Annotated in this window: 21 protein-coding genes; 8 read left to right on the top strand and 13 right to left on the bottom strand. The window is 74.2% G+C overall.

Annotated elements, in window-relative coordinates; genetic code table 11:
- The first annotated feature begins 83 nt into the window (after positions 1–83).
- Positions 84–878 carry a hypothetical protein gene (locus ACSNN9_RS21685; protein WP_132238744.1) on the top strand — a complete coding sequence of 265 codons (795 nt, stop codon included), beginning with the start codon at positions 84–86 and terminating at the stop codon, positions 876–878.
- Positions 879–1005: 127 nt separating this feature from the next.
- Here the strand turns inward: ACSNN9_RS21685 and ACSNN9_RS21680 are convergent, their stop codons facing one another.
- From ACSNN9_RS21680 to ACSNN9_RS21635, 10 genes are all read right to left on the bottom strand, one after another.
- Complete coding sequence (locus tag ACSNN9_RS21680) at positions 1006–1632, bottom strand: hypothetical protein (protein WP_436675111.1); 627 nt, start codon at positions 1630–1632, stop codon at positions 1006–1008.
- Positions 1629–2855, bottom strand: coding sequence for an MAB_1171c family putative transporter (locus tag ACSNN9_RS21675; RefSeq protein ID WP_436675110.1), 1227 nt, complete (start codon positions 2853–2855; stop codon positions 1629–1631). The genes ACSNN9_RS21680 and ACSNN9_RS21675 overlap by 4 nt, the downstream gene beginning before the upstream one ends.
- Positions 2856–2871: 16 nt before the next feature.
- Positions 2872–3429: a hypothetical protein gene (locus tag ACSNN9_RS21670; protein WP_436675109.1), complete on the bottom strand. Its 558-nt coding sequence runs from the start codon at positions 3427–3429 to the stop codon at positions 2872–2874.
- Positions 3422–3964 carry a hypothetical protein gene (locus tag ACSNN9_RS21665; RefSeq protein ID WP_436675108.1) on the bottom strand — a complete coding sequence of 181 codons (543 nt, stop codon included), beginning with the start codon at positions 3962–3964 and terminating at the stop codon, positions 3422–3424. Before ACSNN9_RS21665 ends, ACSNN9_RS21670 begins: the two co-directional genes overlap by 8 nt.
- Before the next feature lie 192 nt (positions 3965–4156).
- Positions 4157–5221, bottom strand: a complete 1065-nt coding sequence (locus tag ACSNN9_RS21660) for a ferrochelatase (RefSeq protein WP_436675107.1) — start codon at positions 5219–5221, stop codon at positions 4157–4159.
- A gap of 113 nt (positions 5222–5334) precedes the next feature.
- The gene (gene fabI, locus ACSNN9_RS21655) at positions 5335–6102 is read right to left on the bottom strand and encodes an enoyl-ACP reductase FabI (protein WP_436675106.1); all 768 of its coding nucleotides are present in this window, start codon (positions 6100–6102) and stop codon (positions 5335–5337) included.
- Positions 6103–6137: 35 nt separating this feature from the next.
- Positions 6138–6842, bottom strand: coding sequence for a 3-oxoacyl-ACP reductase FabG (gene fabG / locus ACSNN9_RS21650; RefSeq protein WP_436675105.1), 705 nt, complete (start codon positions 6840–6842; stop codon positions 6138–6140).
- A 666-nt stretch (positions 6843–7508) separates the two neighbouring features.
- On the bottom strand, positions 7509–8459 hold the full coding sequence (locus tag ACSNN9_RS21645) for a VWA domain-containing protein (protein WP_436675104.1): 951 nt from the start codon (positions 8457–8459) through the stop codon (positions 7509–7511).
- Entirely contained in the window at positions 8456–9460 is a 1005-nt protein-coding gene (locus ACSNN9_RS21640) for a DUF58 domain-containing protein (RefSeq protein WP_436675103.1), read from the bottom strand. Before ACSNN9_RS21640 ends, ACSNN9_RS21645 begins: the two co-directional genes overlap by 4 nt.
- A complete protein-coding gene (locus ACSNN9_RS21635) occupies positions 9439–10545 on the bottom strand; it encodes an AAA family ATPase (RefSeq protein WP_436675102.1) in 1107 nt (368 codons plus the stop codon). The genes ACSNN9_RS21640 and ACSNN9_RS21635 overlap by 22 nt, the downstream gene beginning before the upstream one ends.
- 278 nt (positions 10546–10823) lie before the next feature.
- On the opposite strand from ACSNN9_RS21635, the gene ACSNN9_RS21630 reads away from it, so the two are divergent.
- The 3 genes from ACSNN9_RS21630 to ACSNN9_RS21620 all read left to right on the top strand — a co-directional run bounded on the left by ACSNN9_RS21630 (position 10824) and on the right by ACSNN9_RS21620 (position 13094).
- A complete protein-coding gene (locus ACSNN9_RS21630) occupies positions 10824–11054 on the top strand; it encodes a hypothetical protein (RefSeq protein WP_436675101.1) in 231 nt (76 codons plus the stop codon).
- A gap of 22 nt (positions 11055–11076) precedes the next feature.
- Positions 11077–11616, top strand: a complete 540-nt coding sequence (locus ACSNN9_RS21625; protein WP_436675100.1) for a PH domain-containing protein — start codon at positions 11077–11079, stop codon at positions 11614–11616.
- Between the two features lie 179 nt (positions 11617–11795).
- Positions 11796–13094, top strand: a complete 1299-nt coding sequence (locus ACSNN9_RS21620) for a PH domain-containing protein (protein ID WP_436675113.1) — start codon at positions 11796–11798, stop codon at positions 13092–13094.
- Between the two features lie 15 nt (positions 13095–13109).
- Here ACSNN9_RS21620 and ACSNN9_RS21615 read toward each other — a convergent pair whose 3' ends face one another.
- Positions 13110–14141 (bottom strand): phosphatase PAP2 family protein, encoded by a 1032-nt coding sequence (locus ACSNN9_RS21615; RefSeq protein WP_436675099.1) that lies wholly within the window; start codon positions 14139–14141, stop codon positions 13110–13112.
- Positions 14142–14235: 94 nt separating this feature from the next.
- Between ACSNN9_RS21615 and ACSNN9_RS21610 the strand changes: the two genes are divergently transcribed.
- Both ACSNN9_RS21610 and ACSNN9_RS21605 read left to right on the top strand, forming a co-directional pair.
- Positions 14236–14643 carry a thioesterase family protein gene (locus ACSNN9_RS21610; protein ID WP_436675112.1) on the top strand — a complete coding sequence of 136 codons (408 nt, stop codon included), beginning with the start codon at positions 14236–14238 and terminating at the stop codon, positions 14641–14643.
- A complete protein-coding gene (locus tag ACSNN9_RS21605; protein WP_436675098.1) occupies positions 14643–15470 on the top strand; it encodes an MBL fold metallo-hydrolase in 828 nt (275 codons plus the stop codon). The genes ACSNN9_RS21610 and ACSNN9_RS21605 overlap by 1 nt, the downstream gene beginning before the upstream one ends.
- A gap of 19 nt (positions 15471–15489) precedes the next feature.
- On the opposite strand, the gene ACSNN9_RS21600 is transcribed toward ACSNN9_RS21605, so the two are convergent.
- Positions 15490–16425 (bottom strand): PfkB family carbohydrate kinase, encoded by a 936-nt coding sequence (locus ACSNN9_RS21600; RefSeq protein WP_436675097.1) that lies wholly within the window; start codon positions 16423–16425, stop codon positions 15490–15492.
- 556 nt (positions 16426–16981) lie between these two features.
- Here ACSNN9_RS21600 and ACSNN9_RS21595 point away from each other — a divergent pair.
- Positions 16982–18109, top strand: coding sequence for a lytic polysaccharide monooxygenase (locus ACSNN9_RS21595; protein ID WP_436675096.1), 1128 nt, complete (start codon positions 16982–16984; stop codon positions 18107–18109).
- Positions 18110–18254: 145 nt separating this feature from the next.
- Here the strand turns inward: ACSNN9_RS21595 and asnB are convergent, their stop codons facing one another.
- Complete coding sequence (gene asnB / locus ACSNN9_RS21590) at positions 18255–20216, bottom strand: asparagine synthase (glutamine-hydrolyzing) (protein ID WP_436675095.1); 1962 nt, start codon at positions 20214–20216, stop codon at positions 18255–18257.
- A 227-nt stretch (positions 20217–20443) separates the two neighbouring features.
- Here asnB and ACSNN9_RS21585 point away from each other — a divergent pair, with 227 nt between their 5' ends.
- Positions 20444–21925, top strand: coding sequence for an aminopeptidase P family protein (locus tag ACSNN9_RS21585; RefSeq protein WP_436675094.1), 1482 nt, complete (start codon positions 20444–20446; stop codon positions 21923–21925).
- Positions 21926–22027: the final 102 nt, after the last annotated feature.

Here is a 22027-nt window from a genome sequence, read left to right as displayed (position 1 = left end):
AGGACGCCGACTCCGGCTTCTGCGGCGCGGTGGTCGGAGCGGCAGTCGAGACAGGGGCGGCGGTGACCACGTACCCTTTCGGCATGTCCACCCCCGCAGCGGGCGCGGCCACTCTCACACCGCGCCGGTCCAGCCGGTTCGTTGCCTGGGTACGCGCCTGGCGCGCCGGGCTGGTGCCCTTCGACGAGGTCGCCGACGCCATCGCCGGCGACGAGGAGCACCTGGTCGCCGACGCGCCCGGCACCTGGACCGACGTGCCCCTGCCGCAGGCGCTGCCCACCCTCGCGAAGCTCTCGCCCGACGAGATCCGGCTCGTGCTGCCCGCCCCGGGCGACCCGCGCGGGCTGCCCGGCCCGGGCGACTTCGCCGGCGCGGCGCTGGTCGCCGGTGAGGCTGTCGTCGCCGGGGGCCTCGGGCTGATTCCGCACGTACGCACGCACACGTCCGGCTCCGGCGACACCTTCGAGACGGTGCTCTGGCGGGTCTACCCGCTGCCGGCCGACGCCCCGGCCGCCTCCCTCGCGTTGCCCGGCGCGGCCGAGGCGGAGGCGGAGCTGGCGGTGGCCCTGGCCGACACGACCGCCGCGCTGACCCGGCTGGACGTCGCCCAGTGGCGACCCGAGCTGGCCGGGGCGCTGGAGGCGCTGCGCCGACCGGACGGCGCCACCGACCTGCCGCCCGGGTTCGACCCGCGGGCCCGGCGGCTCTTCGCCCGGGCCGCCGTGCTCGACCGGGTGCTCGCCCTGGCCGGGCACGCCGCGCCCGGCGGCGCGATCAACAACTACGAGGCCCAGCAGCGCGACGCCGCGCTGCGCCCGCTCACCACCGCCTGCCGGCAGGCCCTGGTGGCCGCCTGCAACGCCCCGCTGCGCCCCTGACGTCGGGCCGCGCCGTCGCCCCTGACGTCGAGCGCGCCGTCCCGCCAACCGCAGGGGTGCGGGCGTCGCGCCAAGGGGTCGCGTCCGGCGTCGGCGGCGGTCCCGGGCCACCGCGCGCTGCGGCCGGTCAGGCGAGCAGCGGCCAGGCCCCGACGCCGACGGCCACGCCGAGGGCCATCCCGACGACCACCTGCGGCAGGGTGTGGGCGCGCAACGCCAACCGCGACCAGCCCAGCGCGACCACCACGGCGAGACCTAGCGCCGCCCACGGCCCCCAGAGCGCGATCAGGAACAGCGCGGTCGACGCGGCGACCGAGGAGTGGATGGACACCTGCCACCACACGGTCACCACCATGGACGGCACCAGGGTGGCCGCCGTCAGCAGGAACAGCGCGGCGACGGGCCAGGCCCCCATCGCCGCCAGCAGACCGGCGCCGGCGAGCACGCACGCGAGGGACACGGCGAGGGGCAGGTGACGCTGCCGCCGGACCTTGGTGATGTGGTGGTCGGTGAGGCCGCCGCGGCGTACGGCCGTCAGGATCCACGCCATGGGCAGTACGCCGCCGAACAACAGGGCCGTGGCACCGGCCAGCAGCCCTCGCGGCAGGGTCGTCGCGGTCTGCACGGCGACCACGACGCCGATGACGGCCAGCAGGATGGGCGGCGAGAGCAGTTCGGACAGTGCCCGGGCGACGAGGCGGGCCCTCGTGGACGCGGGCCCGGCGGCCGGGGGCGCGGTGGGTGCGGCGGTCACGGCGCCGCCACCGCCTCCGCGCTCCTGGCCCGCGGGGTCGCGGTGGCGTGCCGGCGGTACGCCCTGGCGACCAGCTCGAGCCAGCTGATCTCGTCGGCCAGCGTGGTCGCGCCGGCCAGTTCGAGGACGGCGGGTGTGTCGGGCTTGCGGCCGGTACGCACGGCGTCGAGGGCGTCCCTGATGCACGCCGCGGCGATCGCGGCGCGGGCTTCGTCCCCGGTCAGGCCGGCCCTGGTCGCGCTGGCTTCGGCGGCGGCTTGCACGGCCGGATCGTAGTAGGCGGCGAGCCGCAGCATTCCGTCGGGGATCTCGATGGCGCGGCGTTCGACGAGTTTCGCCAGCCTGCCCGGCCGAAGACCCGGCCGCGCCGGGGGCATCGGGCCGAACAGGATCTCGGGTTCGGCGTGGTAGAGCGGCAGCCACAGCTGGTAGAGGTGGCGGTAGGTGCGGCGCAGGCCGATGGCCGTCCAGCCCGCCCTCAGAGTGGGCAGCCAGGACGGCAACGTGAGCCCGATGACCATGAGGAGGGCGCCGGGCGTGGCCAGCAGCGGCGACACCAGGTCCTCCCGGTCGAGCCACGCCAGCGGTCCGGGCATGCGCAGGCCGAGGGCCGACCAGGCGACGTACGCGGCCTTGTAGACGGCGTACGCGAATCCGAGGCTCGCGCCGATCGCGGTGAAGCGCATGCCGGTACGCAGGGGCGCGGCGGGCAGGAACTTCGCCGTGCGATGGGACAGCCGGGCGATCTCGAAGATGGCGCTGCCGAACGTCAGCAGGTAGACCAGGAGGTAGAGCTGCACGATCGGCTCGTCGCCGTAGTGGACGGTCCAGTCGACACGGTCCTCGTCGACGGGCGCCGCCACGAAGAGGACCGCCATGGCGACGCCGGCGGCGACGTACGCGACGACCCTGCGGCGGGCTCTCGGGGTCGCCTCCTCGGCGGGGTACGCCACGTGCAGGCGCATGACCGTGATGGCCACGCTGAACGCGATCATGCCGAGGTGGGTGGTGACCCGCAGCAGGTTCGGGATGCCGATGGCCTCGTTGACGGGCGTGTAGACGACCGGCGCCGCCGTCGCGATCGAGAGGCCGAGGACGAACAGGCCGGAGACCAACGCCCGCAGGCTCGGGTTGCGCGGGTTCGCGCGCAGGCCGCGCGCCTTGTACGCGGCTGCGATGATCGACGCCGACGCTGCGGTGACCATCACGACGTTGACGAGCATGCCGTCGCCTCCGGTGCTAGTGGTGCTCGAGCGCCCTGCTGAGTCGCTCCGCGATCGCCTGCTGGTCCCGCGTCAGTCCGGTGCCCTGGTCCTGCTCCACCGTGGACTGGCGTTCCCGCACCCGCTCCAGCAGCAGCTCGGCGAAGACCTCGGCCCGCCGCTCCACCCGGTTGCCGTAGCCGCGCCGCCCCAGCAGGGCCTTGATGAGCTCGGGCGGGATGTCGGGGAAGAGCGACCGGGCGTACTCCCGGTCGATGGCCGAGCTTGCGTCGGACGCGTCCCCGTCGGGGCTCGGCTCCAGGTCGAACAGCATGTGGGCGATCTCGTGGGCGAGGACGTGATCGCGGTGGTAGGGATTGGTGTGCGCGGGGACGATGAGGGTGTCGACGTCGCCGACGGCCAGGTAGACCCCGCAGGGCGCGTCGGGGTCGGCCTCGACGGTCCGGATGACGATGCTCCGGCCGCGCGCCCTGCCGAGCCTGCGGAGGAACTCCGCCGTCTCCCACGGGACGGGGATCAGTGCCTCGATCTCGGCGAGCCGTTCCTCGCACTCGGCCCGCAGCAGGTCATCCATCGTGGACGGCACGGTCGGGCCCCTCGTCCGCCGCCATGACCTCGGCGACGCGGAGCACCGCGTCGACCTCGGTCTCGGACAGCTTGCCCGCCGCCTGGATGAGCCGGGTCAGGGCGCGGCGGCCGCGGTCGGTGAACTGGGTGCCGCGCGCGCCGATCCGGGTCACCCCGACCTGCGCCATGGTCAGCAGCAGCTCGACCTGGTCGGCGAGCGCCGGGTTGTCGGCCACGAGCGCGCGCAGTTGGGCCTCGACGTCGCTGTCGTTCCCCGGGCTCGCGAGGAAGTAGGTGGTCGGCACCTCGAAGGCGCGGGCGATGGCCTCCACCAGGTTGAGCCGAGGTTCCGGCCCCTTGCCGTGGCGGAGGTTGGACATGTAGGCCTCGGTGACGGTGGCCAGGCCCGAGCCGTTGACCAACTGGACGACCCGGGCGTTGGTGTACGGCTTGCCGGCCGCGTCGCGTCGCTCGTCGAACAACCGGTTGAGTCGCTCGCGGAAGTCGGGGCGGGGGGCCGGCGGCCCGGCGGGTGTCGGCATCGGCCACCTCTCGTCATCGCTCGGGCGAGCTTAACAGCGATGAATAAAGGCGGTCGTCACCGTAACGGCTGTTGACAACTATCGTATGTGTGAACATAAGATCACTCGCGGTTGCAAGTTCACGGGGGCTTGCAGCGGCACAGCTCCTGCCTCCGGGCGCGTCGGGGGTCGCCGGCCGGGCCGGTGCCGCGGTCAGGAGGTCGGGTGCCCGGGGGCGGGGGTGGCGGCGGCCGGGCGGCGGGCCGGGACGCAGCACACCGTCGGGCAGGTGTCCCACATCGGCAGCTCGCCGAGGCGGCGGCGCAGGCCCACCCCGTCCGGGTCGGTCCGCTCCCGGACCAGCTCGCGGACCATCGCCACGAACCGCGGGTCGGTGCCGGGGGTGGCGGCCCGGACGAAGTCCAGCCCGAGCTGCCCGGCCGTCTGGCGCGCCTCGCTGTCCAGGTCCCACACCACCTCCAGGTGGTCGGAGACGAACCCGATCGGGCTGACCACCACGGCGGTGGTGCCGGCCTCGGCCAGCGTGCGCAGGTGGTCGTTGACGTCCGGCTCCAGCCACGGCACCTGCGGCGGGCCGGAGCGGCTCTGCCAGACCAGGTCCCACGGCAGGTCCGGGGCCGCCGCCGCGTGCACCAGCCGGGCGACCTCGGCGAGCTGCGCCTCGTACCGGCCGCCGTGCGGGCCGGCGTTCGCGGCCATCGAGTTCGGGATCGAGTGCGCGGTGAACACCAGCCGGGTGGTGTCCCGCTTCGCCGGGTCGAGCCGGCCCAGCGCCGACCGCACCGCGTCGACGTGCGGCTCGACGAAGCCGGGGTGGTCCCAGAACTGGCGGAGCTTGTCGATCAGCGGGGCGTCCGGGCCGACCGCCGCGCGGGCGGCGGCGATGTCCTCCTGGTACTGCCGGCAGGAGGAGTAGCCGCCGAAGGCGCTGGTCACGAACGCCAGGGCGTGGGTGACGCCGTCGTCGCGCATCTGCGCCACCGTGTCGGCGAGCATCGGGTCCCAGTTCCGGTTGCCCCAGTAGACGGGCAGGTCGACGCCGTTGGCGGCGAAGTCCTCGCGGACCGCCGCGAGCAGTTCCCGGCACTGCTGGTTGATCGGGGAGACGCCACCGAAGTGCTGGTAGTGCTCGGCGACCTCCGCCAGCCGCTCCGGCGGCACGCCCCGCCCCCGGGTCACGTTCTGCAGGAACGGCATCACGTCCTCGGGCCGTTCCGGTCCGCCGAAGGACACCAGGACCACCGCGTCGTACGCCATGGCCCCATTCTCCCCCGGTCGCCGTCCCCGCCGCGGCAAGGCCCCCCGGATCCCGGGCACGGAAGGGCCCCTGCCGCGCCGGGAGGCGTCGGCAGGGGCCCTTCCGTGAGACGTCAGGCGCCGATGGCGTGGTAGCCGCCGTCGACGTGCACGATCTCGCCGGTGGTGGCCGGGAACCAGTCGGACAGCAGCGCCAGGCAGGCCCGCGCGGCCGGCTCCTGGTCGGTGAGGCTCCAGCCCAGCGGCGCGCGCTCGGCCCAGGCATCCTCGAACTGCTCGAACCCGGGGATCGACTTGGCGGCGATGGTGCGCAGCGGCCCGGCCGCGACCAGGTTGCTGCGGATGCCCTGCTTGCCCAGGTGCAGCGCCAGGTAGCGGGAGGCCGACTCCAGCCCGGCCTTGGCCACGCCCATCCAGTCGTAGACGGGCCACGCCTTCGTGGCGTCGAAGGTCAGGCCGACCACCGCGCCGCCCGCGGACATCAGCGGCAGCGCCGCCATGGCCAGCGACTTGTAGGAGTACGTGGAGACGTGCAGCGCGGTCGCCACGTCCTCCCAGGGGGCGTCGAGGAAGCCGCCGCCGAGGCAGCTCTGCGGGGCGAAGCCGATCGAGTGCACCACCCCGTCCAGGCCGTCGACGTGCTCGCGCACGCGGTCGCCGAGCCCGGCGAGGTGGTCGGCGTCGGTCACGTCCAGCTCGATCACCGGGGCGGGCTCGGGCAGCCGCCTGGCGATCCGCTCCACCAGGGAGAGCCGGCCGTAGCCGGTGAGCACGACCTGCGCCCCGTTCTCCTGGGCGAGCTTCGCCACCGAGAAGGCGATCGAGGCGTCGGTGATGACGCCGGTGACCAGCAGCCGCTTACCGGCGAGCAGTCCGGACATGCAGGGTTTCCTCCGTAGTTCTCAGTGACCGCTTGTCAGTGACCCATGCCGAGGCCGCCGTCGACGGGGATGACGGCGCCGGAGACGTAGCCGGCGGTGTCGCCGGCCAGCCAGGTGACCACGCCCGCGATCTCGTCCGGCTGGGCGAACCGGTTGGCGGGGATGAGCTTGCGGTACTCGCTCCTGCGCTCCTCGGGCAGGCCGGCGGTCATGTCGGTCTCCACGTAGCCGGGGGCGACCACGTTCGCCGTGATGTTGCGGCTGCCCAGCTCGCGGGTGATCGAGCGGGCCACGCCCACCAGGCCGGCCTTGCTCGCCGCGTAGTTGACCTGGCCGGGGCCGCCGTAGAGGCCGACCACCGAGGAGATGAAGATCATGCGGCCCCACTTCGCGCGCAGCATCTTCCCCGAGGCGCGCTTGGCGCACCGGAACGCGCCCGTCAGGTTGGTGTCCAGCACGCGGGTGAACTGCTCCTCGGACATCCGCAGCAACAGCGTGTCGTCGGTGATCCCGGCGTTGGCGACGAGCACCTCCACCGGTCCGAGCTCGGCCTCGACCGCGGTGAACGCCGCGTCGACCGAGGCCGAGTCGGTCACGTCGCAGCGCACCCCGAACAGCCCCTCGGGGGGCTCGCCGCTGCGGTGGGTCACCGCCACCCGGTCGCCCTGCGTGGCGAAGGCCTGCGCGATGGCGAGGCCGATCCCCCGGTTGCCGCCGGTCACCAGGACGGTGCGGGCCACGTTTCCCCCTGTAGTTCAGTGATCTCCCGGTCGGTCGGAGCCTAGGCGTTACCGGCAGGTAAGCGCTAACCGCCGCGCACGTCCGGGCCGGCGGGGCGTAGCCCGCCGCCGGCCTTTCGCGCGCCTCGGCGGGCCCGTCGGAGGAGGCCCGTCCGGCCGCTCGGCCGAGTGCGGGAACGGAACCCGGCGGGTGTACGATGATCCGCGTTTGCGGGCCGCGTGGTCCGCGTTCCGGGCCCCGCCGACCGCAGGAGGTGATCGCTGTGCGAGATAGCGATCCTCCCAGTCGTGGCCGGGCCGATCGTCAGCCCCGCTGAGCCACGACTCAGCAGGTGAGCTGACCCAGCTCCGCTCCCCGCCTCCGCCCGGTCACCGGCCCCACGCCGGATGACCGTGCCGCGCCGCCCGTCGACCCGGGCGGCCCGCCGGGAGCCGCCCGGTCACGACTTCGTGTGCGCGTCCTGATCCACCCCCTGCGGTCCGCCCCCGCACGCGCGGACCGTCCAGTCGCCACCCGGAGCCGTCCATGAGCCGCTACGTCGCCCCGCTGGGCTTCACCCTCGCCGCCGTCTGGGTGGCCGTCGTCTTCGTCCTGGCCGGCGGCGGCGCCCACTGACCGCCGCCGGCCGTCCCCCACGCTGACCGCCGCCGGCCGTCCTCCGCCCGTCAGAGCATCCGCGAGGACCACAGCAGGTTGAGGGCGCCGGCGCAGAGCGCCAGCAGCAGGGCGACCCCCGCGTACCAGTGGGTGACCTCGCGGGGTTCCGTGCGGAACCCGATCGAGCTGCCCATGTCCTGGTAGACCTGCTTCAGCTCGGTCACCGAGGCCGCCTCGTAGAAGTAGCCCTCGGTCGCCTCGGCCAGATCGGCCAGGGCCAGCCGGTCCACCGGGACCCGTTGCAGCTGACCGCCGATGTCGACCTGCCCCGAGTCGGTGCCGAAGGCGATGGTGGAGACCGGCACGTTCGCCGCCTGCGCGGCCGTGGCCGCCTCCTCCACCGACCGGCCCGAGGTGCGGTACCCGTCGGAGAGCAGCACGATGCGCGCCGGCGGGATACCCGCCGCCCCGTCGGCCGGAACCGACCGGATCGCCTCCAGGCAGGTGAAGACCGCCTCCCCGGTCGCCGTCGCCTCCGCCAGCACCAGCCCGTCGATCGCGCTGGTCACCGCGCTGCGGTCCTTGCCCGGCGGCACCAGCACGTTCGCCGACTTGGCGAAGGAGACCAGCCCCAGGTTGTAGCTCTCCGGCAGCTCGCCGACGAACTGCTTGGCCGCCTCCTGCGCCGCCTCCAACCGGTTCGGCGCCACGTCGTCGGCCTGCATGGAGAGCGACACGTCGATGGCGAGCATCACGGTGGCCCGCTCCAGCGGCTCGCGGGTGTCGACCGACGGCCGGGCCAGCGCGGTGGCCAGCACCAGCAGGCAGAGCAGGAACGCCGTCGCCGGGACGTGCCGCCGCCAGCCCAGCCCCTTCGGCGCCAGGGTGCGCAGCAGGTCCACGTTGGTGAACCGCAGCGCGTACGCCCGGCGGTGCAGCTGCCGCCAGACGTAGAGCGCGGCGAGGGCGAGCACCGGCAGCACGGCCAGCAGCCACCACGGTTGCAGAAAGCGGATCATCGTGTCGTCCCCCTGGTGCGGGCGTGCCGCTGCGCGGCCACGAAACGCACCATGTCGAGCAGCCAGTCTCGGTCCGTACGCAGGCGCAGGTGGGCCGCACCCGCACCGCGCAACGCCGTGGCGATCTCCGCCCGCTGGGCAGCCGCCGCCTCGGCGTAGCGGTGACGCAGCCGCGGGTCGGCGGTCTGCACCTCGTGCAGCTCGCCGGTCTCCGGGTCGACCACGGGCAGCACCCCGACGTCGGGCAGCTCCAGCTCCCGGGGATCGACCACCTCGATCGCCACCACGTCGTGCCGGACGCGCAGCTTACGCAGCGGTCGGGCCCACCGGTCCGGCGGGGCGAGGAAGTCGGAGATGACCACCGCCACGCCGCGCCGCCGGGGTGGACGGTTGAGCATGTCGACCAGGGCGCCCAGGTCGCTGCGGCCGGGGCGGATCTCGGTGCCGGCGATCGCCCGCAGCAGCGCCTGGGCCTCCTTGCGACCGGAGCGCGCGGGCAGCCGGGTGTAGACGTCCGGGCCGGCGAGCGGCGGCGCCGCGCGCCACCGGCGGGCCGGCGCGCTCGCGGCGCCGCCGCTGCCGATCACCGCGCCGATCCGGTTGCCGCCCCGCACGGTCAGGTGGGCCAGCGCCGCCGCGGCGGCCACCACCACGTCGCGCTTGAGCCACCGGCCGGTGCCGAAGTCCAGGCTCGCCGAGAGGTCCACCGCCAGCCACGTCTCCAGCTCCCGGTCGGCCACCGTACGCCGCACGTGCGGCGTCGTCGTGCGGGCGGTGACCGGCCAGTCCATCCGGCGTACGTCGTCGCCGGGGCGGTACTCCCGGGACTCCCCCGCCTCGCTGCCCGGCCCGGGCAGCAGACCGGCGTAGTCGCCCTGGAGCAGGCCGTCGAGTTTGCGGGTGACCATGAGTTGCAGCCGCGACAGGACGGCTTCGGTGCGGTCGGAGGGGACGTCGGCGGGCCGACGGTCGGGTGAGGTCACGGGCGCTGCCCGGGCCAACCGGCGCCCGGCGGCGCGGGGGTCGGCGTGGGGCTGGCCTGCTGCCGGGGCGCGACCGAGGGCAGCGGGATGGTGGACATCACCCGGTGCACCACGTGGTCGGCGGGCACGTCGTCGGCGAGCGCGTCGTAGCTGAGCACGAGCCGGTGGCGCAGGATGTCCGGCGCGATGTCCTGCACGTCCTGCGGCAGGGCGTAGTCCCGGCCGCGCAGCAGCGCCAGCGCGCGGGTGGCCCGGACCAGGCCGAGCGAGGCGCGCGGGCTGGCTCCGTACTGGATGAGCTGGGCCACGTCCGGCATCCCGTGCTCCGCCGGGGTGCGGGTGGCCAGCACCAGCCGCACCGCGTAGTCGACCAGGGCGTTGTGCACGAAGACCTGGTCCGCCTTGCGTTGCAGGGCGATCAGGTCACCGGTGGTGAAGACCGGCGCCGGCTGCGGCGGGGCGACCCCCATCCGGTAGACAATCTCCCGCTCCTCGGCGTCGGTCGGGTAGCCGACGACGATCTTCATGAGGAAGCGGTCCCGCTGGGCCTCGGGCAGCGGGTAGACGCCCTCCTGCTCGATCGGGTTCTGCGTCGCCATCACCAGGAACGGGTCGGGCACCCGGTGGGTCTCGCCGCCGATGGAGACCTGCCGCTCGCTCATCACCTCCAGCAGCGCCGACTGCACCTTGGCCGGCGCCCGGTTGATCTCGTCGGCGAGCAGGAAGTTGACGAACACCGGGCCCAGCTCGACGTCGAACTTCTCGCTCGACTGCCGGTAGATGCGGGTACCCATGATGTCGGCGGGCACCAGGTCGGGGGTGAACTGCACCCGGGCGAAGGAGCCGCCGACCACCCTCGCGAGGGTCTCCACCGCCAGGGTCTTCGCCACCCCGGGCACGCCCTCCAGCAGGCAGTGGCCCCGCGCGAGCAGCGCGACGAACATCCGCTCCACCATCCGGTCCTGCCCGACGATCACCCGTTTGATCTCGAACAGCGCCCGCTCGACAAGGGTCGCGTCCTCGGCCGGCGTGGTCACCGGGTCGGGTGTCTCCGGGCCCGTCCCGTTCGGCGTCGGGGCGTCGGGCGTGGTCGGCTGGGCCACCGGTCCTCCACAGCATGATCGGTTGTCGCGCGGCGTGGTGCGTATCAAGACTCGCATGCCCGGCTGAGTGCCGAGGTGGGGAGAAGCCGATTTTCGCCGCCCCGTCCCCGGGGCCGTGTCGCGGGCCCGCCACGCCGTCGCGCGGCGCGGAATCGCCGATCACGGGTGGACACGGACGGGCCCGGCGCGTGTACCATTCACCCCGTCGCCGGGCGGCTCCCCCCGTGGCCGCCCGGCGCTCAAACTTCCGGTGCCGCCACCGCCCTAGACTGGCCGGGATGAGCACCCCCCTCCCCGCCGACGAGCCGCTGGTCTGCTCGTCCCGCGGCTGTCGCTCCCCCGCCCACTGGGCACTCCGGTGGAACAACCCCCGCCTGCACGACGGCGACCGGCGCAAGACCTGGCTCGCGTGCACCGAGCACCGCGCCACCCTCGGCGACTTCCTCGACGCCCGCGGCTTCCTGCGGGAGGTCGTACCGGCCCCCGGATCGCCTACGCTCGAAGGGTGAGCGCGCACAACGGATTTCCCCGGTGAGCGGTGACGGGTCCGCCGGCCCGCCGCCGGCGTCGCCCCGCCCGCCGGCAGGCCCCCTGGAACCGTGGCCGGACACCGTCCGCTGGCAGTCGGTCTCGTCCGACCTGATCTGGGTGGAGCTCATCCGCCTGGCGATGGTGCTGGTCGTCCTCGCCCTCGGGCTCGGCGTCGGCTGGGCGCTCAGCGGCAGCGGGTTCCTCGGCGCAGCGCTCGGCGTGCTGCTGCTCTTCGGCGTCCTGCGGAGCATGACGATCGTCCGCGCCGTACGGGCCTGGGGCTACGCGGAGCGCGAGGACGACCTGCTGGTCCGGCACGGGCTGCTGGTGCGGCGGCTCTCCATCGTGCCGTACTCGCGGATGCAGTTCGTGGACGTCAGCGCGGGGCCGCTGGAGCGCGCGTTCGCGCTCGCCACCGTGCAGCTGCACACGGCCGCGGCGGCCAGCGACGCCCGGGTGCCGGGGCTGCGCCCGGCGGAGGCGTCCCGGCTGCGCGACCGGCTCACCGCGTTGGGCGAGGACCGGGCGGAGGGCTTGTGAGCGACCCGGCCGGCCGGGGCACGGACCACCCCGGGCCGGCTCCGGCGGAGCCCGGTGCCCCACCGGTGGCGGCCGGCCCCGTCGCGGGACACGGCGTCCCACCGGAGACGGCCCGGCCCGTCGCGGAGCACGGCGTCGCTTCCGCCGGGTCGGCGGGGGGCGCGGAGCCGCGGCAGCGGCTGCACCCGCTCAGCCCCGCCCTGCACGGCGCCAAGTCCCTGGTCGTGGTGATCGCCGGCCTGTCCTGGTCGACGCTGTCGCGGGTCGGCTTCGGCTGGTTCGCCCTGATGGCGGTCGTGCTGGCCCTGGGCGCGACCGTGCTGGCCGTGGTGAGCTGGTACTACACCGGCTACCACGTGGTCGGCCGCGAGCTGCGGGTGTACGAGGGGCTGATCTGGCGGCGTACCCGGGCGATCCCGCTGGAGCGGCTCCAGGCCGTCGAGGTGGTCCGCCCGCTGCTCGCCCAGCTCACCGGCCTGGCCGAGCTGCGGCTGGAGGTGGTGGGCGGGGGCAAGACGGAGGCGCCGCTGGCCTATCTGAGCGTCGCCGAGGCGACCGCGCTGCGCCGGCGACTGCTCGCCCTCGCCGGGCGGGTCGCGGCGGAGACGAGCGCGCCGTCGCCGGCCGAGGTGGCCGCGGGCCCGACGGGCACGCCGGCGCCACCGCCCGGCCGGCCGCTGCACGCCGTGCGGAACAACGACCTGCTGGTCAGCCAGCTGCTGACCCCGCAGGCGTTCATGATCCCGTTCGGCGTCGCGTTCGTGGTGGCGCAGTTCCTCTCCGAGGACTCCTGGTCGTTCATCGCGGTGGCGAGCACTCTCACCGCCATGGCCGGGGTGCTGCTGCAACCGGTGCGGCGGGTGCTCGACGACTGGAACTTCCGGCTCGCCCGGGACGAGGGCACGCTGCGGATCCGCAACGGGCTGCTGGAGACCCGCGCGCAGACCGTACCGCTGGACCGGGTGCAGGCCGTCGGGGTGACCTGGCCGCTGCTGTGGCGGGTCAAGGGCTGGCTGCGGCTGCGGCTGGAGGTGGCCGGCTACTCCGCCGGCGAGGCCGACGAGCGCAACCGGCCGGACCGCCTGCTCCCCGTCGGCGACCTGGCGACCGGCGAGGCGATCGTGGCCGAGGTGCTGCCCGGGGTGCGGCTGGCCGCGCTGCCGTTGAGCCCGCCGCCGACGCGGGCCCGCTGGCTCAACCCGCTGAGCCGGGGCGTGCTCGGCGCCGGGCTCGACCCCCGGGTCTTCGCCGTCCGGTCCGGCCTGCTCACCCGGCAGCTGGCGCTCGTGCCGTACGCCCGGATCCAGAGCGTGCGGGTCGTGCAGGGGCCGGCGCAGCGGCGGCTGCGGCTGGCGACGGTGCACGCCGACACCGCCGGCGGCGCCGGCGCGGCCGCCCGGGACCGGGACGTCACCGAGGCGTGGGCCCTGGCGGCGGAGCTGACGGCCCGCGCGCACGCCGCCCGCCGGGCGGGCTGAACCCGCCCGGACCGGTCAGTGGGCCGCGGTCACCGGCGGCGGCTCGGCCGACGCCGGCGGGTCGGTCGGCGCGGGGTCGGGCTCCGCCGGGGCCCGGCGGGCCCTGCGGGCCGCCCACCAGCGCTCCGCCAGGCCGACCGCGAGGAAGGTCATCCCGACGTACGCCCAGCCGACCAGCACGTCGATGACGTAGTGCTCGCCCGAGTAGACCAGGGTGAACGTCATCGCCAGCGGGTACGCCAGCAGCAGCGGCCACCAGCGGCGGCGGGTCTGCCGCAGGAAGAACAGCACCACGAACAGCGCGAACGCGGTGTGCAGCGAGGGCATCGCGGCCACCGGGTTGGAGGCGATCTGCCCGGCGTTGAGCAGGTTGCCGGCGCCGTGCATGCCGAACGCCTTCCACCCACGCGTGGAGATCCGGGCGACCTCCTCCAGCAGCCCGTTCTGCGCCGCCCACCAGGGCGGGGCGGCCGGGTAGAGGAAGTAGGTGATCAGGCCGGTGGCGCACAGGAAGCCCCAACGACGCATGAAGGCCGCCCACCGCCCCCGGTCGCGCAGCCAGAGCACCGCCGCGGCGGCCAGCGCCACCACGAAGTGGGAGAAGTAGACCCAGCTGACGGCGACGTCCCACCAGTGCACCTCGGGCCGGTAGAGGTGCTCCTGGAGCCAGGTCGTCGGCACCTGCCCGCCGGTGGCCCAGCCGAACATCACCCGGTCGGCGACGATCAGCTCGTACGCGTGCGGGGTGGCGCCGTTGTCGGCGAAGCCCCGGGAGAGGTTGTAGACGGCGAGCAGCAGCACCACCGGCACCCAGTCCCGCGCGAAGCGCAGGTGGCTGCGCCACGGCCGGCTGCTGTTCCAGGCGACCGTCGCCGCCCAGATCCACAGGAACGCGTACGCCGGGTCGGTCGGCAGGCCGATGCCGAGCCAGCCGGCGACGAAGGCGACCCCCCACACCGTCATCGCGACCACACGGCGACGCCCGCCGTCGGGCGAGGCGGGCGGCTCGGTCCGGGCGGGGGGCTGGGGGTCGGTCGCGACAGACATCGCGGTCAAGGTTAACGGCGCGCGCGGCATCGACCGACGCCGACCACCGGTCCCTCGCGGGCGGCCCGCCGCCCGGCACCGCCTCGTCTAGGCTCTGGCCATGCAGGAGCAGCCGGAGTCCGCGCTGACCCCGGGCCTGAGCGCCCGGGTGGAGCTGACCGTCACCGACACCGACACCGCCCAGGCGGTCGGCTCCGGGGACGTGCCCGTCCTGGGCACGCCCCGGGTGCTCGCCCTCGCCGAGGCGGCCACGGTGGCGGCCACCGCCACCCGGATGCCCGGCGGGTCGACGACCGTCGGCACCCGGGTCGAGCTCGACCACCTCGCGGCCACCCCGGTCGGGCGGACGGTGGTGGCGCAGGCGCGGCTGACCGCCGTCGAGGGGCGGCGGCTGCACTTCGAGGTGAGCGTCAGCGACGGCGACGAGACGGTCGCCGAGGGCCGGGTGGAGCGGGTGCTGGTCGACCGGCAGCGCTTCGTGGAACGCGCCGCGCGGTCGTAGTGGCCGCCCGCTTCGTGGAGGTCGCCGACCGGGTCCACGTGCTGCGCGAGGCGGTGCTGCACGTCAACGTCACCCTCGTCGTCGGCGACGGGGCCGCGCTGATCGTCGACACGCTCTCCACCGCCGGGCAGGCCGCCGCGCTGGCGGACGCCGCCCGGGCGGTCACCACCGCCCCGTGGACGCTGGTGAACACCCACCACCACTTCGACCACTGCTTCGGCAACGCGACCCTCGCCACCGACCCGCCCCGCCCGGTGTACGCGCACGAGATCGCCGCCGAGGCGATGCGCGAGCCGGACCGGCTGCGCCGGGAGGCGTACGCGGAGCTGCGCGACGAGCATCCCGCGCTGGCCGGGGAGGTGGCCGCCACCGTGCTGCTCGCGCCGACGCACACCGTGCACGGCGAGACCGTGCTCGACGTGGGCGGCCGGCGGGTGGTGCTGCGCCACCCCGGCCGGGGGCACACCGCCGGCGACCTGGTGGTGCACGTGCCGGACGCCGACGTGCTGGTCGCGGGGGACCTGGTGGAACAGAGCGGCCCGCCCGCCTTCGAGGAGTCGTACCCGTTGCAGTGGCCCGACGCGGTGGCGGAGCTGCTGCTGACGACCACCCCGGCCACCGTGGTCGTGCCGGGGCACGGCGAGCCGGTGGACGCCGGGTTCGTCCGCGCGCAGCACGCCCAGCTCGTCGAGCTGGCGCGGCTCATCCGCGCCGGGCACGCGGGCGGCGCGCCGCCCGAGCGGGTGGCCGCCGAGGCGCCCTTCGGCGTCCGCCCCGCCCTGCACGCCGCCCGCCGCGGCTACGCCGAACTCGACGGCACCGCCTGACGCAGCGGCCCCGGGTCGGTCAACGGGCGAAGCGGGCGAGGACCTCGGCACGGGTGGGCATGGCGGTCGCGCCGCCGGGCGACTCGCAGACCAGGCCGGCGACCCGCAGCGCGAACGCCACCCGCTCGGGCCAGGCCGCCGGGTCGGTGGGCGCGCCGTCGACCAGCAGGTCCGCGACGAGCGCGCCCATCACCGAGTCGCCCGCGCCGGTGGCGTCCACCGCGTCGACCTTCGGCGCGGGTACGCGTACCGGATCGGCACCGGCGGCGGCGAGCACCGCGCCGGCGGCGCCGAGGGTGAGCACCACGGTGCCGGCGCCGAGTTCCCGCAGGTACGCCGCCACGCCCTCCTCGGGTTCGCCGGGATAGAGCAGCTTCGCGTCGGCGGCGCTCAGCTTGACGAGGTGGGCGCCGGCGGCGAACTCGGCCACCACCTCGCGCAGCCCGGCGAGGGCGGCCGGGCCGTCCAGCAGCCGGGGGCGGACGTTCGGGTCGAAGACCCGCAGCCCGGAGGCGAGCCCCCAGGCCCGGCGCGCGGCGGCCAGCACCGGCGGCTGGAGCAGCACGATCGACCCGCAGTAGACGACGTCGGCGCCCGCGACCAGCCCGGCGTCGAGGTCGTCGGGGCCGAGCAGGCCGTATGAGGGCGGCTCGCCGTAGAACCGGAAGTCGGGTTCCGGGCCGGCGAAGGTGGCCACCGCCAGCGCGGTCGGGGCGGGGACGGTGACCGCCCCGGCCAGGCCGACGCCCGCCCGGGTCAGGAAGTCGCGGATCCGCCCGGCCAGGACGTCGTCGCCGAGCGACCCGACGAACTGCACCGCGCCGCCGAGCCGGGCGACGGCGACCGCCACGTTCAGCGGCCCGCCGCCGACGGCCTGCCGGTAGACCGGCTCGCCGTCGCGCTCGGTGTCGAGCAGGTCGAGCAGCGCCTCGCCGAGCACCACCGCGTATCCCATTCCGGTCCTCCGTCCACGCCGCGCGCCGACCGATCTTGTCGCACCAGGCTGGCACAGTACGCGCCATGACGAGCGCTGAAGCCACCGTATTGGCCTACCGGGCGGCGTGCGAGGCGCGGGACTGGGATGCCTTCGGCCGGCTGCTCGCCGACGACGTGGTCTAGCACCTGCCGCAGACCCGGGAGCGGATCACCGGCCGGTCTCGTCCGCGAGGACACCGAGTTCTGGCCGGAGCCCTACGCGCCGCCGCCCGGCCGCGAGCACCTCGCCGAGCGCTACTGACACATCGAGCAACGGCTATTGCGCGACGTCGGCTCACGTGGTGGGATGGCGCTTGCCGGAAGGTGCGGGGGCTGCCGTGCCGCCGGCGCCGGGTTCACATCCACGCGAGGGCAGCGGCCCGCGAGTCGGGCCGCCGACGGCGCACGTACGCCGGCCATCCACGCCGGGGCACGTCCGCCGCGACCGTCGTATCCGCGTTCCAGCGGGGCGGCCGGTGTTGCCCTCCCCGCGCGTTGCCCGTGGGGCGCCCGCGTCCCGCGAGTGAGGAGAACCCGTGTCCCACCGATCGCGTACGGCCGCGTTGCTCACCGCGGCCGCGACCCTTCTCGTGGGCGCCGTCGCCCTGACGGCGGGGCCCGACCCCGCCGCCGCGCACGGCACCCCGATGACCCCCGGCAGCCGCACCTACCTCTGCTGGAAGGACGGCCTCACCAGCACCGGCGAGATCAAGCCGAACAATCCCGCCTGTTCCGCCGCGGTGGCCCAGAGCGGGACCAACTCGCTCTACAACTGGTTCAGCGTGCTGCGCTCCGACGCCGGCGGCCGGACCGTCGGCTTCATCCCGGACGGCAAGCTGTGCAGCGGCGGCAACCCGGGCTTCGCCGGCTACGACCTGGCCCGCACCGACTGGCCGCTGACCCACCTGACGGCCGGGGCCCGGATGGAGTTCCGCTACAGCAACTGGGCCCACCACCCGGGCACGTTCTACTTCTACGTCACGAAAGACAGCTGGAGCCCGGACCGGCCGCTGGCCTGGAGCGACCTGGAGGAGCCGTTCCTGACGGTGACCAACCCGCCGCAGCGCGGCTCGAGCGGCACCAACGACGGGCACTACTACTTCAGCGGCAACCTGCCCACCAACAAGAGCGGCCGGCACCTCATCTACTCCCGGTGGGTCCGCTCCGACAGCCAGGAGAACTTCTTCGGCTGCTCGGACGTCACCTTCGACGGCGGCAACGGCGAGGTGACCGGCGTCGGCCCGGGCGGCACGCTGCCCCCGCCCACGTCCAACCCGACGACCCCGCCGCCCAACCCGAGCACCCCGCCGCCGAACCCGACGACTCCCCCGCCGAACCCGACCACGCCGCCGCCGCACGGCGGTGACTGCATGGCGGTCTACAAGGTGGTCGGCTCCTGGAACGGCGGCTTCCAGGGCGAGGTCATGATCATGAACCACAGCGCGTCGACCTGGTCGGGCTGGACGGCCAACTGGACCTGGCCCAGCGGGCAGAGCATCAACAGCCTGTGGAGCGGCACGCTGAGCGGTTCCGGTTCCTCGGTCACCGTGACCAACGCGCCGTACAACGGCACGATCGCCCCGGAGGGCACCACGACCTTCGGCTTCGTCGCCACCACCAACGGCACCAACACCCTGCCCACGGTCACCTGCTCCGGCCGCTGACCCACTCTCCCGGGCCGGCCCGGGAGGCCGGCCCTGAAATGATCAAGAGGTTTGCGTCCTCCGGGAAGGGCTCCGGGGACGCAAACCTCTTGATCGACAGCGTGGCCGCCGGCCCGGCCCGAGGCCCGGGCGGGGGGTGGCCGGGTCAGCGGACCATGGAGCCGACCACGGGCTTGGTGAGCAGGGCGGACTGGTTGCGCTGGATGCCCGGGTCGAGGGTCTTGGCGACGAAGATGGCGTGCCAGATGCAGAAGATCAGCACCGTCCACACCTTGCGGGAGTGGTCGGCCTCCTCCCGCTTGTGCTCCTCCAGCAGCCGCATCGCGTACGACAGGTCGAGCAGGTCACCGGCGCCAGAGGTGGAGAGCACGTGCCGGGCCCACTCGTACATCTCGCCGCGCAGCCAGACCCGGGTGGGGGTCGGGAAGCCCAGCTTCTTGCGGTTGACGATGGCCGGTGGCACCACGCCCTGGAGCGCCTGGCGCATCGCGTACTTGGTGGCGTCGGAGCGCGGCGGGAGCTTGAGGTCCACCGGGATCCTCGACGCCACGTCGAAGACCGCCCGGTCCAGGAAGGGCACCCGCACCTCGAGCGAGTGGGCCATCGAGATCCGGTCGGCCTTGACCAGGATGTCGCCGCGCAGCCAGGTGTAGAGGTCGACGTACTGCATCTTGGTGACGTCGTCGAGCTCCGTGCACTCGGCGTAGATGGGCGCGGTGACGTCGGTGTAGCGGACCGAGGGGTCGTAGCGGCGCAGCAGGTGCTGCTTCTCCTCCTCGGTGAACATCCGGGCGTTGCCGTAGTAGCGCTGCTCGATCGGGGTGGTGCCGCGCTCCAGGAAGCTCTTGCCCTTCACCCCCTGCGGAATGGCCTTGGAGACCGCCCGCAGCCCCTTCTGCACCCCGTCCGGCAGGCCGTTGACCGAGCTCAACGACAGCGGCTCGCGGTAGATCGTGTAGCCGCCGAAGAACTCGTCGGCGCCCTCGCCGGAGAGCACCACGGTGACGTGCTCGGCGGCCTTCTTGGCCACGAAGTAGAGGGGCACCAGGGCCGGGTCGGCCACCGGGTCGTCCAGGTGCCAGATGATCTTCGGCAGCGCCTCGATCATGTCGTACGGCCCGATCTTGGTCGGGATGGTGGTGACGTCGAGGTGCCGGGCCGAGTCCTGGGCGACGTCGATCTCCGAGTAGCCCGGGACGTCGTAACCGACGGTGAAGGTGAGGATGTTCGGGTTGAACTCCCGGGCCAGCGCCACCACGGCCGTCGAGTCGATGCCGCTGGAGAGGAACGAGCCGACCGGCACGTCGGAGCGCATGTGCATGCGGACGCTCTCCCGCAGCGTCTCCCGGATCTCGTGGTAGAGCCGCTGCTCGTCGTCGACCGGGGTCGGGCGGAACACCGGCCGGTACCACCGGCGCACGTCGATCCGCCCGCCCGGGGCCCAGGTCAGGTACTCGCCGGAGCCGATCCGGCTGATGCCCTTGTGCAGGGTGCCGGGCTCGGGCACGTACTGCAGCGTCAGGTAGTGGCTCAGGTTGGCCGTGTCGATGCCGGCGTCGCCCTGGTAGGAGGAGTGCGCGAAGGGCAGCAGCGCCTTCTTCTCCGAGGCCAGGTAGAGGCCGTCGGCGGTCTCCAGATAGTGCAACGGCTTGATGCCGAAGTAGTCCCGACCGCCGAACGCGCGGCGCTCCTGGCGGTCCCAGATGACGAAGGCGAACATGCCGCGCAGCCGGGTGAGCACCTGCTCGCCCCAGAAGTGGTAGCCGGCGACGATCACCTCGCCGTCACCGGCGGTGGCGAACTGCGCGCCGAAGGTCCGGATCAGCTCCTCGCGCAGCTCGATGTAGTTGTAGATCTCGCCGTTGAAGGTGAGCAGGTAGCGCCCGTTCGCGTAGGACAGGGGCTCTTGGCTGGAGGCCACGTCGATGATCGCCAACCGCTTGTGCGCGAACACCCCGTCCGCGTACCGGCCGGAGGCGTCGCCGACCACCTCGACACCGGTTTCGTCCGGTCCGCGGTGGTGCAGGCATTCCAACGCCCCGGCGATGTTGTCGCGGTGGGCGGCGGCGTCGCCGCGCGCGCTGAAGAAGGCCAGGAGTCCGCACATGGTGGTCATCTTTCCACGCGGCCCGAGCGGGCGTCGCGGCACCGCTGGGCTCTGCCCCGCCGCGACGCTCCGCGGCCGGCCCGGCCCGCGTCGGGAGCCGGCGGGGGGCGGTGAGCGCCGCGGACGGGCGGCATCCGTCGCCCACGGAGCTCCCTCCGGTCCCGGCCCGGCCGGGCCCCGACGGCGCGCGGTACCGTCTGACCTGCAACGACGCGGAGGGAGCAGGCATGACCGAGGGACGTACCGACAGCAGGCCGGCGGACGGCACCGAGTCGCACGACCCGGACTTCCCCGAGGCGTTCCTGGCGTTCATGCGGCAGGGCTGGCGGGACACCACCCTGCCGGTCGGCCCGCGGCCCGAGGTGCCGAACCACGCCAAAAGGCGGGCCGCGCTCTCGGCGGCCTTCCCGGGCGAGACCCTGGTGATCCCGACCGGCGGCGAGAAGGTACGCGCCAACGACACCGACCACCCGTTCCGGCCGGGCAGCGACTTCGCCTACCTGACCGGCGACCACGACCCGGACGGCGTGCTCGTCCTGCGGCCGAACGGCTCGGGCCACGACGCCACGCTGTACATGCGGCCCCGGTCGTCACGGCTGACCGACGAGTTCTTCCGCAGCCGGCACGGCGAGCTGTGGGTCGGCCGGCGGCACACCCTGGCCGAGAAGTCGACCGAGCTGGGCCTGCCCACGGCGGACCTGACCGAGCTGGAGGCGGCGCTGGCCGACCTCGCGCCGGGGCGTACCCGGGTGCTGCGTGGCTTCGACGCGCGGGTGGACGCGGCCGTGCGCCCGTACGACGGCCACCGCGCCGGGGGCCAGCCGGCCCGCGACCGGGAGCTGGCGATCGCCATCTCGGAACTGAAGCTGGTCAAGGACGAGTGGGAGATCGCCCAGCTCCAGGAGGCGGTCGACGCGACCGTGCGGGGGTTCGAGGACGTGGCCCGGGCCCTGCCGGCGGACCGGGGCGTGTCGGAGCGCCTGCTGGAGGGGATCTTCGCGCTGCGCGCCCGGCACGACGGCAACGACGTCGGCTACGGCTCGATCGTCGGCGCGGGCGAGCACGCCACGATCCTGCACTGGGTGCACAACCACGGCACCACCCGGCCGGGCGAGCTGCTGCTGATGGACATGGGCGTGGAGAACCGCAACCTCTACACCGCCGACGTCACGAGGGTGCTGCCGGTCGACGGCCGCTTCACCCCGCTCCAGCGCCAGGTCTACGAGGCCGTCCACGCCGCGCAGCAGGCCGGCATCGACGCCATCCGGCCCGGCGTCGCGTTCCGGGAGGTCCACCTCACGGCGATGCGGGTGCTCGCCCAGGCGCTGTCCGACCTGGGCCTGCTTCCGGTCAGCGTCGACGAGGCGATGGACGGGGAGTCGACGGTCTACCGGCGCTGGACGCTGCACGGCACCAGCCACATGCTCGGCATCGACGTGCACGACTGCGCGAACGCCCGCAAGGAGAAGTACCGGGACGGCACGCTGGGCGAGGGCTACGTGCTCACCGTCGAGCCCGGGCTCTACTTCCAGCCGGAGGACGAGCTGGTCCCCGAGGAGCTGCGCGGGATCGGCATCCGGATCGAGGACGACATCCTGGTCACCGAGACCGGCGCGGTGAACCTCTCCGCAGGGCTGCCGCGGGCCGCCGACGAGGTGGAGACCTGGCTGGCCGAGCAGCGGGAGGCCGGTCCGCGCCTGCCGGGCTGATCCCGGGGTACGACCATCCGACGGGCCCCGCCTGAGGGGTATGCGGGGTTTTCTCGGATTCGCACCTCTTGCGAGGAACCTTCTCATACGGTGGCTATCAGA

It is taken from the genome of Micromonospora sp. URMC 107 (assembly GCF_051386315.1).
Taxonomy (GTDB): domain Bacteria; phylum Actinomycetota; class Actinomycetes; order Mycobacteriales; family Micromonosporaceae; genus Micromonospora.
The sequence above is the reverse complement of the archived record's forward strand: the minus strand, read 5'-3'. Positions and strand labels throughout refer to the sequence as shown.

Bases quoted from the DNA above. Each gene is read 5' to 3' on its own strand.
- fabI (WP_436675106.1), bottom strand. From the start codon at position 6,102: ATGTCCGGACTGCTCGCCGGTAAGCGGCTGCTGGTCACCGGCGTCATC.
- asnB (WP_436675095.1), bottom strand. From the start codon at position 20,216: ATGTGCGGACTCCTGGCCTTCTTCAGCGCGCGCGGCGACGCCGCCGCC.
- ACSNN9_RS21615 (WP_436675099.1), bottom strand. From the start codon at position 14,141: ATGTCTGTCGCGACCGACCCCCAGCCCCCCGCCCGGACCGAGCCGCCC.
- ACSNN9_RS21670 (WP_436675109.1), bottom strand. From the start codon at position 3,429: ATGGATGACCTGCTGCGGGCCGAGTGCGAGGAACGGCTCGCCGAGATC.
- ACSNN9_RS21585 (WP_436675094.1), top strand. From the start codon at position 20,444: ATGACCGAGGGACGTACCGACAGCAGGCCGGCGGACGGCACCGAGTCG.
- ACSNN9_RS21645 (WP_436675104.1), bottom strand. From the start codon at position 8,459: ATGATCCGCTTTCTGCAACCGTGGTGGCTGCTGGCCGTGCTGCCGGTG.
- ACSNN9_RS21660 (WP_436675107.1), bottom strand. From the start codon at position 5,221: ATGGCGTACGACGCGGTGGTCCTGGTGTCCTTCGGCGGACCGGAACGG.
- ACSNN9_RS21675 (WP_436675110.1), bottom strand. From the start codon at position 2,855: ATGCTCGTCAACGTCGTGATGGTCACCGCAGCGTCGGCGTCGATCATC.
- ACSNN9_RS21685 (WP_132238744.1), top strand. From the start codon at position 84: ATGTCCACCCCCGCAGCGGGCGCGGCCACTCTCACACCGCGCCGGTCC.
- ACSNN9_RS21665 (WP_436675108.1), bottom strand. From the start codon at position 3,964: ATGCCGACACCCGCCGGGCCGCCGGCCCCCCGCCCCGACTTCCGCGAG.
- ACSNN9_RS21600 (WP_436675097.1), bottom strand. From the start codon at position 16,425: ATGGGATACGCGGTGGTGCTCGGCGAGGCGCTGCTCGACCTGCTCGAC.
- ACSNN9_RS21630 (WP_436675101.1), top strand. From the start codon at position 10,824: ATGAGCACCCCCCTCCCCGCCGACGAGCCGCTGGTCTGCTCGTCCCGC.